Annotated in this window: 10 protein-coding genes; 7 read left to right on the top strand and 3 right to left on the bottom strand. The window is 41.3% G+C overall.

The window, feature by feature from the left end; translation table 11 throughout:
* Positions 1–111: 111 nt before the first annotated feature.
* Both FRX45_RS10025 and FRX45_RS10020 read right to left on the bottom strand, forming a co-directional pair.
* Positions 112–1,758, bottom strand: a complete 1,647-nt coding sequence (locus tag FRX45_RS10025; protein ID WP_152268273.1) for a peptide MFS transporter — start codon at positions 1,756–1,758, stop codon at positions 112–114.
* Between the two features lie 204 nt (positions 1,759–1,962).
* Positions 1,963–3,471 (bottom strand): peptide MFS transporter, encoded by a 1,509-nt coding sequence (locus FRX45_RS10020; RefSeq protein WP_152268272.1) that lies wholly within the window; start codon positions 3,469–3,471, stop codon positions 1,963–1,965.
* A 159-nt stretch (positions 3,472–3,630) separates the two neighbouring features.
* On the opposite strand from FRX45_RS10020, the gene purD reads away from it, so the two are divergent.
* From purD to FRX45_RS09985, 7 genes are all read left to right on the top strand, one after another.
* Positions 3,631–4,911 (top strand): phosphoribosylamine--glycine ligase, encoded by a 1,281-nt coding sequence (purD, locus tag FRX45_RS10015; RefSeq protein ID WP_152268271.1) that lies wholly within the window; start codon positions 3,631–3,633, stop codon positions 4,909–4,911.
* Positions 4,912–5,124: 213 nt separating this feature from the next.
* The gene (locus FRX45_RS10010; RefSeq protein ID WP_152268270.1) at positions 5,125–6,150 is read left to right on the top strand and encodes a rod shape-determining protein; all 1,026 of its coding nucleotides are present in this window, start codon (positions 5,125–5,127) and stop codon (positions 6,148–6,150) included.
* Positions 6,151–6,237: 87 nt separating this feature from the next.
* Positions 6,238–7,086 (top strand): rod shape-determining protein MreC, encoded by an 849-nt coding sequence (mreC, locus tag FRX45_RS10005; protein WP_152268269.1) that lies wholly within the window; start codon positions 6,238–6,240, stop codon positions 7,084–7,086.
* 2 nt (positions 7,087–7,088) lie between these two features.
* Positions 7,089–7,619 carry a rod shape-determining protein MreD gene (locus tag FRX45_RS10000; protein ID WP_152268268.1) on the top strand — a complete coding sequence of 177 codons (531 nt, stop codon included), beginning with the start codon at positions 7,089–7,091 and terminating at the stop codon, positions 7,617–7,619.
* A gap of 10 nt (positions 7,620–7,629) precedes the next feature.
* Complete coding sequence (gene mrdA, locus FRX45_RS09995) at positions 7,630–9,813, top strand: penicillin-binding protein 2 (RefSeq protein ID WP_152268267.1); 2,184 nt, start codon at positions 7,630–7,632, stop codon at positions 9,811–9,813.
* Entirely contained in the window at positions 9,813–11,156 is a 1,344-nt protein-coding gene (rodA, locus tag FRX45_RS09990) for a rod shape-determining protein RodA (protein ID WP_152268266.1), read from the top strand. Before mrdA ends, rodA begins: the two co-directional genes overlap by 1 nt.
* A 47-nt stretch (positions 11,157–11,203) precedes the next feature.
* Positions 11,204–11,950, top strand: a complete 747-nt coding sequence (locus tag FRX45_RS09985) for an MBL fold metallo-hydrolase (protein ID WP_152268265.1) — start codon at positions 11,204–11,206, stop codon at positions 11,948–11,950.
* 57 nt (positions 11,951–12,007) lie between these two features.
* Here FRX45_RS09985 and FRX45_RS09980 read toward each other — a convergent pair whose 3' ends face one another.
* Positions 12,008–12,691 (bottom strand): zinc metallopeptidase, encoded by a 684-nt coding sequence (locus FRX45_RS09980; protein WP_152268264.1) that lies wholly within the window; start codon positions 12,689–12,691, stop codon positions 12,008–12,010.
* Between the last annotated feature and the right edge of the window lie 112 nt (positions 12,692–12,803).

Below are 12,803 nucleotides of genomic sequence, written 5' to 3'. Positions count from 1 at the left end.
ATAAGTAACAGGGGCGGTGTATAGTAACCGGCGCCAAAAGTGCCGGTTACTTTTATTATGGAGCTGAACCGGGATTATTTCGCTACTTCAAATCAAAAAATATTATCCTTTTTAATTTACTCCTTTTTCCTTTAAAACGGCGTTTAGCCAGCGAAGCATAGCAAAACAAACCAGGGCAGCCACCATAAGCAATGCAAAATTGAGCCAGAAATAATTGGCTTTATGATCATACTCGTCCCACAAGGTTGCCAGCACACCCGATAGTTTATTGCCTATGGAAGTAGAGAGAAACCACCCTCCCATCATTAATGCAGTTATGCGTGAAGGGCTCAGTTTGGATACAATGGATAATCCCATAGGGCTCAAAAACAACTCGCCAACCGTAATCACGCCATAGCTTACAATCAACCACCACGTGCTGGCTTTCTCCACGCCGTTATTACCTGCATACACTGCTCCAACCATTACCAGGGCCGATAACCCTGAAATAAAAAGACCCCATGCAATTTTTGTAGCTGTTGTAGGTTCGCGGTTCCTTCTTCTAAGCCAGGTAAAAAAAGCAACAATCAGCGGCGTAAAAATAATAACCCAGCCGGGATTAATGGACTGGCTGAGATTGGTAGCCCATACGCTGATACTGCCGCGGGGCTCAGGTATTGATTCCGGTTTCATATTTTTAAAATAGGAAGGATAATCAAAGGTTCTGGGGATCTTTCCATCTTCCTTTTGCAAACGAAACTGTTCATCATATAATGGCACAGAATCCTTTGTGTAAACCAGGGTTTGTGAAAGTCTTAATGTTTCAAAAACCTTCTGCGGAGTACCTTTTACCTCGCGGTTGGTATACCGGTCGGCCCATGTATTGAGTGCAGAACCGTTTTGTTTAAATACCGCCCAAAACAATATCACTACTGTAAAAATGGCCAGCAAAGCGAGTATGGGCCGCTTCTCCTCTTTTGCGGCTTTGGCATATAATGATGTATAAAAATAAATAACCGGTGTACAGGCGAAAATGAATGCATCGGTAGAAGGTGAACCGAATAAAGTAGCATTCCAAATCAATCCCGGCAATACCCATCCGGCGGCGCCGGCAACAACCGATGGCACAAGAATCAGCAAAACAATGCGGGTAAAAGACATATCGCTTTGCTGAACCCCTTTTTTTATATCAAATGCGGCATAATGCTTTGTACCTGTTAAAAACACCACTACGCCTATAAACATTCCAATCCCGGCTGCAATAAAAGCATAGCTCCATCCCATCATAACATAGAGTGCAGCTCCAAAGAAATTGCAGATAAATGCACCTACATTTATGCCCATATAAAAGATGTTATACCCTTCATCTTTTTGTGCTTTATAGGCCGGAGTTGAATATACATTACCCAGAAGTGTAGAAATATTGGGTTTAAAAAATCCGTTGCCCACAATTACAAGTGTCATGGAAACATACAGCATCACAAGATTATGAACCGACATCAAACAGTACCCAACGCCCATCATTAACCCCCCGATAATAATAGATTTTCTATAGCCAAGATAGCGGTCGGCGATCAATCCGCCCAGAAATGGTGTAAAAAAAACAAGCGCGATAAATGTACCGTACAAATCGGCGGACTCGGCTTCCGTCATACCATATCCTGTTTTTACATCTTTCAGGTACAATGTAAAAATGCCGATCATCAGGTAATAGCCAAAACGTTCCCACATTTCTGAAAAAAATAAAAAGGGAAGCGCTTTGGGATGTTTTTTCCACATATGCCAGTGTTGAAGTTTATAGTGTTTTGTCAATCGTGAAACGTGAGAAGCGACACCTCTTTCACCTTTCCCCCATCCGAATGGCATTCCGCCCCGCCTGAATGGCTCAGTCGCCAGGCGGGCGGGCTATCATTCTTCACCATAAAATACAGACATTATTTGTTTGACTTAATATATAGTATTGCGTACAAAAAAAGGACTTAATTATTTGTCCTGGTGCATCATATACTGCAACTTTTTAGTAAGGAGGAATAATAGCAAAGAGGCAATCCCCGCCATAAATACAAACAACATGAAGAACTCATGCATATTATGCATTTTATAGCCTAAAAAAGAGGTGGTTTTTCCGGCTTCAGGATACAATGCACTTAATACACCTGCAAGTTTATTGGCAGCGGCATTGGCAAGAAACCAGACGGCCATTAACAGAGAGGCGAATTTAAAAGGCGCTAATTTATTAACGAGGGACAAGCCGATAGGCGACAGGCACAATTCGCCCCAGGTATGTAGCATATACATCCCCGTTAGCCATATCATACTCACTTTAATACCCGGCTGCACATCTTTTACACCAAATGCTATCCATAAATATCCTATAGCCAGCAGCAATAAACCCAATGCCATTTTTGTAGGAGAAGCGGGTTCCTTCTTGCCCAGTTTGATCCATAACCACGCGAACAACGGTGCAAATGCCACTACAAAAAGGGAATTCAGGGATTGAAAAAAACTGGCAGGTACAACAAAGAAGCCCATATCCCTTTTTGTTTGCTCCTCTGCAAAAAAAGTTAGTGAAGCCCCGGCCTGCTCAAATGCGCTCCAAAAAAAGATAACAAAAAAAGCCACGATAAAAATGACGCCTATCTGCTGTTTTTCAATGCCATTTAATGTTTTATCGGAAAAAATAAGAAATGCAATAAACAACACCGCAGCTAAAAGTAAATAGGTGAGATAATTTACCACTTTGGCATCTATATAAAGCAGCCCAATCATTAAAAAAGACATTAAAATCAATCCGCCAACCACCACCACAGGCCTGGTTGCTATTTTGGGTGCGTCCTTAGGCACCAGCCCAAGCACTTCTCCCTTCGGGTTTAATACATATTTATGATGAAACAATTTCTGAACCACCACACTTAACAGCATGCCAATGCCGGCAGCCAGGAAAGCCCATTTAAAATCGGCAGGGTTGCCGGTATCGCCAACCAAACCACAGATAAAAGGACCGATAGCTCCGCCCACATTAATGCCCATGTAAAAAATGGTATACGCCGCGTCAATTCTGCGATCGCCTTTAGGATACAACTGTCCTACAAGAGAAGAAATATTGGGTTTGAAGAAACCATTGCCCGCTATCATAAAGCCAAGCCCCGAAAAAAACAATAAAGACGATAATTGTGGCGAGCTTTCATACAGGTGCCCGCAAAAAAATAAAATAAATTCACCAATAGCCATTACCAGTCCGCCTGCAATAATAGACATCCGGTTGCCCCAGTAACGATCTGCAATATAGCCACCCAGTAAGGGCGTTAAATAAACAAGACTGGTATAACTTCCATACAGGTTGGAAGCGAAAACTTTATCAAACAAAAGCGCTTTGGTCATAAAAAGCACTAAAATGGCCCGCATACCATAATAGTTAAAGCGCTCCCACATTTCAGTTGCAAACAAAACGTATAATCCTTTAGGGTGTCCCTTTGAAGCTGTTTGATTCATTCATCAATGGTTTTATGGATGTAATGTTCCTGATCTGCACCTCAATATAATGCTTATTTTGGGACAGCTATTACTTAGAATACTTCCGCTTGTAAAAAAAATGAAGTTTTAAAACAACATCGTTCTATTTTCGCAACTCTTTACTATAAGTTTATTGCTATGAATATTTTATTATTAGGCTCCGGTGGACGCGAACATGCTTTTGCCTGGAAAATGAGTCAGAGCAGCCGATGCACAAAATTATTTATCGCCCCGGGTAATGCAGGCACCAGCCTTTGTGGTACCAATGTGGAGCTGGCAGTCACAGATTTTGATGGAATAAAACAATTTTGTATTGAACATACCATTGAAATGGTAGTAGTGGGTCCGGAAGAACCCTTAGTGAAGGGCATTTATGATTATTTTAAAAATGATCCTGCTATTCAGCATATTTCTGTAATCGGACCCTCAAAAGCAGGCGCAAATTTAGAAGGCAGCAAAGCCTTCGCCAAAGCATTTATGCAGCGGCATAAAATCCCTTCTGCCGCTTATAGGGAATTTAATGCAGATAATTATGAAGACGGCATTGCCTACCTGCAATCACATGCCACGCCAATTGTATTAAAGGCCGATGGACTGGCGGCAGGCAAAGGCGTGATCATTTGCCAGAATCATGTAGAAGCAATGGCTGAATTTGAACTGATGATCCAGCAGGCCAAATTTGGGGATGCCAGTAAAAAGGTAGTAGTTGAGGATTTTCTTTCCGGAATAGAATTAAGCGTATTTGTACTAACAGACGGAGAACATTATGTACTACTGCCGGAAGCCAAAGATTACAAACGGATTGATGAAGGAGATAAAGGGCTGAACACCGGTGGCATGGGTGCTATTAGCCCTGTACCCTTTGCCACAGAAACATTTATGCAAAAGATAACCAGCACCATCATTGATCCTACGATCAGCGGGTTAAAAAAAGAGCAGATTGAATATGCGGGATTTATCTTTTTTGGGATAATAAAGGTAGGAGACGACCCCTATGTTATTGAATATAACTGTCGTATGGGCGATCCCGAAACGGAAGCCGTGTTGCCCAGGTTAAAAAATGACCTGGTAGAATTGTTTGAGGCTACGGCCGCAAAAAAGCTGCATGAAATAAAGCTGGAAACAGATAACAGGCAAACGGCAACGATAGTAGCCGTAAGCGGGGGCTACCCGGGTGAATATGAAAAGGGACTGCTCATTGATGGGCTGGATTTGCTCCAGGAAGATGATGCTATTGTATTTCATGCCGGCACCAAACAGGAAGATGATAAAACAGTTACCAACGGGGGAAGAGTATTGGCTGTAACCTCTTTTGGAAATACTTTGCAAAAAGCTGTTGAAAAATCAAGAGCTATCCTTGATATTGTTGAATTCGATGGCATGCATTTCCGTTCGGATATAGGATACGAATTTTATTAAAATGCGATAGCCCACTGACAATCGCGTACATAAGCAGCCACCGGCAACAATCACAGCCGGGAAAATAGCAATCATTAAGCGGTAGCCCGCAGATATGAAAAAAAATTATTTCCCTCAAAGTCAATAAAAATCAAGGTTTTGCCGTTGTATTTCAAATTATTTACAACAACTTTGCAAACATTATTTTAGAACCACATTTCTCCAATATCAATTATGGGTCTTTTCAACTGGTTTACACAGGAAATTGCTATAGATCTGGGAACGGCTAATACCCTTATTATTCATAACGATGAGATAGTAGTAAATGAACCTTCTATTATAGCATTAGACAGGAATAATCCTAAAAATGTACTTGCGGTGGGCAAAAAGGCATTGATGATGCATGAAAAAACCCATGAAAGTATACGCACAATACGTCCTTTAAAAGATGGGGTGATAGCCGATTTTAACGCGGCCGAACTAATGATAAGGGAACTGATCAAAATGATCTATCCCAAAAAGCCCCTGTTTCCCCCAAGCTGGCGGATGATGATCTGTATTCCTTCGAGCATTACCGAAGTGGAAAAACGTGCGGTAAGAGACAGTTCGGAGCAGGCAGGCGCCAAAGAAGTATATTTATTGCATGAGCCCATGGCGGCAGCCCTGGGAATAGGTATAGATGTGGAAGAACCGGTGGGGAATATGATTGTAGATATTGGCGGCGGAACTACGGGTATTACGGTTATTGCGCTGGCAGGCATTGTTTGCGATCAGTCCATTAGAATTGCCGGCGATGAATTTACCGCAGATATTATGGAAGCGCTGCGTCGCTACCACAGTTTGTTGATTGGAGAAAGAACAGCAGAACAGATAAAAATACAGATAGGAGCTGCAATGAAAGACTTAGACAATCCTCCCGATGACCTTCCGGTTAATGGGCGCGACCTGGTAACAGGTATACCCAAGCAAATTATGGTGAGCTACCAGGAGGTTGCTGAAGCTTTGGATAAAAGTATTTTCAAAATTGAAGAAGCTATTCTTAAAGCATTGGAAACCACTCCTCCTGAACTGGCTTCCGATATTTATCGCAGGGGAATTTACATTACAGGTGGTGGTGCGCTCCTTCGCGGTTTAGATAAAAGATTAAGCCAAAAAATTAAATTACCCGTACATGTAGCCGATGATCCTTTAAAAAGCGTGGTAAGAGGAACGGGCATTGCGCTTAAAAATTATCAACGCTATCCCTTTGTAATGAGATAATAACACTATTGCTGATTCTACACCTCCCTCTGTGAAAACATTTTTACCGGCGGTATTCAAACTGTAGAATTGTAAAAACACAACCAAGTGCGAAATGTTTTTCTTTTTGTCAGGCGTTATTTTAATTTCCTCATCTTTATTATAATGCAGGCGGTTGCCCTGTATATGCTGTTTCATTATAACAGGTTTCATGAAGCGGCATTTATGGGTGTTGCAGGCGAAGTAACCGGCAAAATAAGCAAACAATACAACACCGTTGAGTACTATTTTCAACTCCAAAAAACCAATGCATTACTTGTTGAAGAAAATCAAAAGCTTCGTAATTTATTAAAAGATGATTTTCTCCCCGCAGACACTACTACCAAAATTGTAGTGGATTCTATAAAAGTAGATTCGCTTGAACAATACCGGCGATACTTGTATTTTCCTGCCAAGGTCATTAACAATTCTGTTACTTCACAAACCAATTATTTAACTATAAGCCGTGGAACCAACCAGGGAATCACCAAAGATATGGCTGTAGTTAGCCCCGCGGGAGTTGTTGGAACCGTAGTAAACGTAAGCCCGAATATGGCTACAGTAATGAGCCTATTACACCGGCAAAGCCGCATAAGCGCCAGCCTGTTAAAAACAGGTGAAACGGGCAGTGTGGAATGGGATGGCAAAAATCCCCAGCTTCTTACCTTCAGAAATATTCCCAAATCGGCCCAGGCAAAGAAAGGCGATACCGTTGTAACCAGCAGGTACTCTACTTTCCCTCCCGGGCAGCCTATAGGTGTTATTGTTGAAATTGTAAGCCAGGCAGGCAGTAACTTTTATTTGATGAATATAAAACCATCCACTAATTTTTTTAATATTCAATTTGTATATGCCGTAAAAAATTTGCAAAAGGAGGAACAGGACGCCTTAGAAAAAGCAACACGCAAACAGGAGTAAAGATGAGTGAACTATTGAAAAATATTATCCGTTTTATAATTTTTATATTATTCCAGGTATTTATCCTGAATAAAATACCACCTCTTCACCAGTTTATTACACCTTACCTGTATTTCCTTTTTATACTATGGCTGCCTTTTAAAATACCAAGGCTTTCATTAACCTTAGCAGGCTTTTTGTTTGGGCTTAGTCTTGATTTTTTTACTAAAACACCCGGGCTTCATGCCGCTGCCTGCACCTTAGTAGCTTACCTTCGTCCTTTTATGATCAATATTCTTATTTCAAAAGAAGATTCAGACTTTAATTATATTGCTCCCGCACCTTCCAGCATGGGATGGTCTCCATATATTGTGTATGTGCTGGTATTGTCTTTTATTCATAATGTTTACCTTGTTTTTTTAGAATGGCTGCAATTTGCAAATTTTTGGTACTTCTTAGGCAAGGTTATAGCTACTACAGGCGTTAGCTTTTTATTGATCATGATCACGGAAATACTATTTTACAGGAAACAGAAGTTCAGGACAAACATATAGGGGGATATTTATGCCTGCGTTTAATCAATCACGACAAACTATTATAAGGCTCATTTTTGCGGCCACTTTTTTAATTATTGCGGGACGCTTGTTTATACTTCAGGTGGTTTCTGATAAGTACAAGTTATTGGCGCTCGATAATGCAGTATACAAGAAAGTGGTATATCCCGACAGGGGAATTATTTTTGACCGGAATAACAAAGCCATCCTGAACAATACTATCATTTATGATCTTACTGTTACTCCTTACGAAGTAAGAAAGGTAGACACCTTTTTTTTATGTAAACTTTTAAGTATAGATACAGCCGAATTCAGGGAAAGGATAATTACAGCTATCATCAAAAACGGGCGCTACCGGCCTTCTGTTTTTGAAGGGTTGCTTTCACTTGATCTGCAGGCCAAATTAGAGGAGAATATCTGGCGGTTCCCCGGATTTACACTGATTGAACGACCAATAAGAAATTATCTGTATAATGCCGGCGCCCATTTGCTGGGCGATATTGGCGAGGTAGACACAGCCATTATCCGGCGAAGCAATTATTTTTACCAGATGGGTGATTTTGTAGGCAGGTCGGGGCTGGAGCAATATTATGAAAGTGTGCTGATGGGACAAAGAGGTATTCAAAACCTGATTAAGGATAACAGAAACCGTTTACAGGGATCGTGGGAAAACGGTAAATACGATACCGCTGCATCGGCCGGCCGCAACCTGTACACTTACTTAGATATTGAACTACAGCAGTTAGCCGAAAAACTAATGGCCAATAAAGTAGGCAGCATAGTAGCTATTGATCCCCAAACAGGGGGCATTCTCACTATGGTGTCGGGACCTTCATTCGATCCGAATGACCTTACAGGGAGTACACGCCAGAAAAAATACGCAAACTTAGCATTAGATGTATCTGCACCACTTATGAACCGTGCAACAAGAGGTATGTATGAGCCGGGCTCTACATTTAAACCTATTGGCGGACTGGTTGCGCTTGATATGGGGGTTATCACTGCCGACTATGGTGTAGCATGTAACGGCGCCTATCATGGATGTGCAAGATTAGTAAGATGCGAACACCATAATCCAGGACATGCGGCCAATATGCGCCTGGCATTAGCCAATTCATGCAACTCTTATTTCTGCCAGATATACAGGCTAACACTGGATAATTCCAAAGACAGAAGTGTAAAAAAAGGGTATGCCCGCTGGGAAGAATATATGAATGCATTTGGCTGGGGTAAAAAATTAGGTATAGATCTCCCCAATGAATTGCCTGGCAATATTCCGGATACCACTGAATATGATAAAGACTACAGGGGATCATGGAATTCATGCACCAATGTTACCCTGGGTATAGGGCAGGATAAAATGCAGGTAACTCCTGTTCAATTGGCCAATGCCATGTGCATCATTGCCAATAAAGGCTATTATTACACCCCGCATTTTGTTGAAAAAATTGAAAACGAAACCGCAAAGGATTCTATACTTAATAAATTCAGGGAAAAACATGCAGCGCTCACGCATATACCAAATGAAGCATACGAAGCCATTCATGCCGGCATGCAGGATGTGGTGGAAAGCGGAACGGCCAGAAGTGCAAAGGTTCCGGGCATAAGTATTTGCGCTAAAACGGGAACTGCTGAAAAATATACTATTCTGGATGGTAAACGCATCAAACTTCCCAATAACTCAATGTTTGTTTGTTTCGCGCCACGTGAAAATCCCAAAATTGCCATTGCCGTAGCAGTTGAAAATGCAGGGTTTGGTTCTACATGGGCATCTCCCATCGCCTCCTTTTTGATAGAAAAATATCTTACAGATTCTATACGAACCGACCGGATGAAAGAGGTAGAAAGAATATCCAATACCAACCTTATGCCTTCCTACCTTAAACGCAAACAATTCATTGCGGATTCTACAAGAGCTTATTTTTATTTTAACCTGAGGAAAGACAGCAGTTACATCAAAAAATATCTAAGGGGATATACAATCAAAGAAAAAAAACCTGTAAAAGCAGCTCAGCCTGTAAAAGTAAAAGCATCTGAAGAAACCGTGAACAACAGGAAGGCACAAAGACCTGCCGACACTTCTTCAGCACATGCTTTTCCGGATAACAAGATCATACATATTAAAAGACCGCCCCGTAAGGCAGATACAATATGGATCAATGATGAGAAACACCTGAAAAACCAAGCGTCCTGATGAGAACCAACAACAATGAAATATCGAAGGGTATAGACGGCTTGCTGCTATTGCTGTATATATTATTATGCCTTGTAGGCATTGTAAGCATTTTTGCCGCCACTTATAATGAAGGTGAAAATATAGTGGATAGTTTCATTTCTTTTAGAACCGATTATGGAAAACAAACTATGTTTTTTTTGTTTTCCCTTTTTGCAGGCGTTGTAATACTATTAACAGACAGCAAGTTTTTTACGGCAACAGCCAATTTATGGTATACGGCAGGTATATTTTTATTATTGCTGGTTTTTCCATTCCACTCAAACATTAAAGGAACCGAATCCATCATTAAATTCGGTAATGCCTTTCAGCTACAACCCATACAGCTATGCATAGTGTTTGCCAATCTTGCCCTGTCAAAATATATGTCGCGCATTGAAACCGATTTCACCAAACTCCGGTCGCAGTTAATCGCTGCATCTATTGTAGTGGCGCCGGCTTTGCTGGCTATATTGCAACAAGAAACCGGGCTGGCACTGGTATATTTTTCATTTTTCCTGGTAATGTTTCGCGAAGGCTTACCTGCTATTGTGCTGGTAATAGGATTTTCATTTGCTATACTGGTAGTAGCTACCTTATTAATGGATCCCAATATACTTGCGCTCATTCTTACCGGCATTGGGCTGCTTGCCGCTTATTTTATGCGCCGGCAAATTAAACGCTACAAATCTGTATTGTTCTGGATCATTACCATCTGGGCCATTTGTGTAAGCATACAGCGCTTTGCTGTACCTTTTATTTTTGATCATGTATTACAACCATACCAGGTAAAACGCATATACGATACCATTGGAAAGGATTATATTCCTAAAGACGCTGCTGCGCTTGCCGATATTGAAAAGAATACCCCCCAAAAAAGAGATGCCGGAAACTATAACGTAAAGCAAAGTAAAATTGCAATAGGCAGTGGCGGTTTGTTGGGAAAAGGACTTTTAAAAGGCACTCAAACCCGTTATGCTTTTGTACCTGAACAAAGAACAGATTTTATTTTCTGTACCATTGGAGAAGGCTTTGGGTTTGTGGGCAGCATGATATTCTTATCCATTTACGTTATTTTGCTTTTCCGCATTGTTACTATTGCAGAAAGGCAGCGAAGTGCGTTTAGCCGGTGTTATGCTTACGGAGTGGCTTCTGTACTTTTCTTTCACATCGCTATCAATCTTTGCATGACAATGGGCCTGGCGCCTGTAATTGGTATCCCGCTTCCTTTTGTAAGTTACGGGGGTTTATCTCTGGTAACTTTCAGCATTATGATATTCATACTGCTTCGTTTGGATAAAGACAGGCAGATGGTGCTCAGGTAATTTCAATTTGAAATCTCAAATTTGAGATTCGTTAATACATTTGCCTTATGAAAATTATTCCACTAAGCGAAGGCAGTTTTACCATTGACCAGTCTAAATTATTTGTTCCCTTCAATCTTACTAATGATGATCTTCAGCAAAGACCTGCGGGAAGCCTGCTCGTGGAAATTCAACCCTTTGTCGTAGTTACTTCAAAAGATATTTTATTAATAGATGCGGGATTGGGGTTTTTAAGTGCCGGCGACACGCTTCAAATTCATCAAAACCTCATTAACAATGATATTAATCCATCAGATATCACCAAAGTACTGATGAGCCACCTGCACAAAGATCACGCGGGTGGAGTGAGCTTAAATGATACAATGCTTAACCAGCGTTTCCTGAGTTTTCCTAATGCCACCTATTATGTACAACAGGAGGAATTATCGTTTGCATTGCAAAAAGGATTGCCATCGTATATACCCGGCGAAATCGAAATACTGCAGCATGCAGGCAATGTACATTTTTTACAGGGAGATGGCGTTATTGATGATTATATCCGTTACGAGGTTACCGGCGCTCACAGTCCCTGGCACCAGGTATTTTGGATAGAAGAAAACGGGGAAACTATTTTTTTCGGGGGTGATGACGCCCCCCAGTTGCACCAGATGAAAAGCAGGTTTGTAGCCAAATACGATTATGATGGGAAAAAATGCATGGAGCTGCGGCAACAATGGTGGCAGCAGGGCCAACGGGAAAAATGGACCTTTCTTTTTTATCACGATGTAAAAAACCCGGTGTGGAGCTTTAAATAAAGACAAAAGCACTCCCGGTTGCCGTGCCGGGAGTACATATAATAAAATAAAAATTATTTAACTTCTCCTGTTGCCAGCGTATATAAGTATATATTGAGCAAGGGTAACTATAGAAGCTATCGCCGCAACTACATAAGTCATGGCAGCCCACTTTAAAGCATCTTTCGCCATGGGAAATTCCTGCCCATTGGTAACATTGGTTCTTTGCAGCCAGGCTAAGGCCCGTTTGCTGGCATCAAACTCTACCGGAAGGGTTATAACAGAAAAGATGGTAGTAAGCGCAAATAAAACAATTCCTATCAATAATAGCGAGGGAAACACCTTGATGAGGAGTATGCCACCAATTAAAACCCACTGTACCAGCACAGAGCTGTATTGCACTGCAGGCACCAGGCGGCTTCTTAACATTAGCCACCTGTAGGAAGTAGCATGCTGAACGGCATGACCGCATTCATGGGCGGCCACCGCTGCGGCTGCCACAGACACCCCATTATACACATCCGGACTAAGGTTTACGGTTTTATTCAATGGATTATAATGGTCGGTTAAAAAGCCATTTGAGGCGTTAACGGCAACATCATATATTCCATTTTCTTTTAACATCTTTTCTGCCACTTGCCTGCCACTTAAGCCACTTGTAAGTCCTACTTTACTGTAACCGGCAAATTTTCCTTTTAAGCGCATGCTTACCAGCATACTGATACCCACAAAAATGAGCGATACCACCCAAATTGATCCCATAGTTTTTGAATATTTATTATGCGTTAAATACAGCAAACTACCTACCATTTAAGATTATTGACATTAAATCCGGGAAACAAATGTGTATGAAGTCTTTTTGTCAGTTGCATTA

Origin of the sequence: Agriterribacter humi (assembly GCF_009192765.1) — a bacterium.
Taxonomy (GTDB): Bacteria; Bacteroidota; Bacteroidia; order Chitinophagales; family Chitinophagaceae; genus Agriterribacter; species Agriterribacter humi.
The sequence above is the reverse complement of the archived record's forward strand: the minus strand, read 5'-3'. Positions and strand labels throughout refer to the sequence as shown.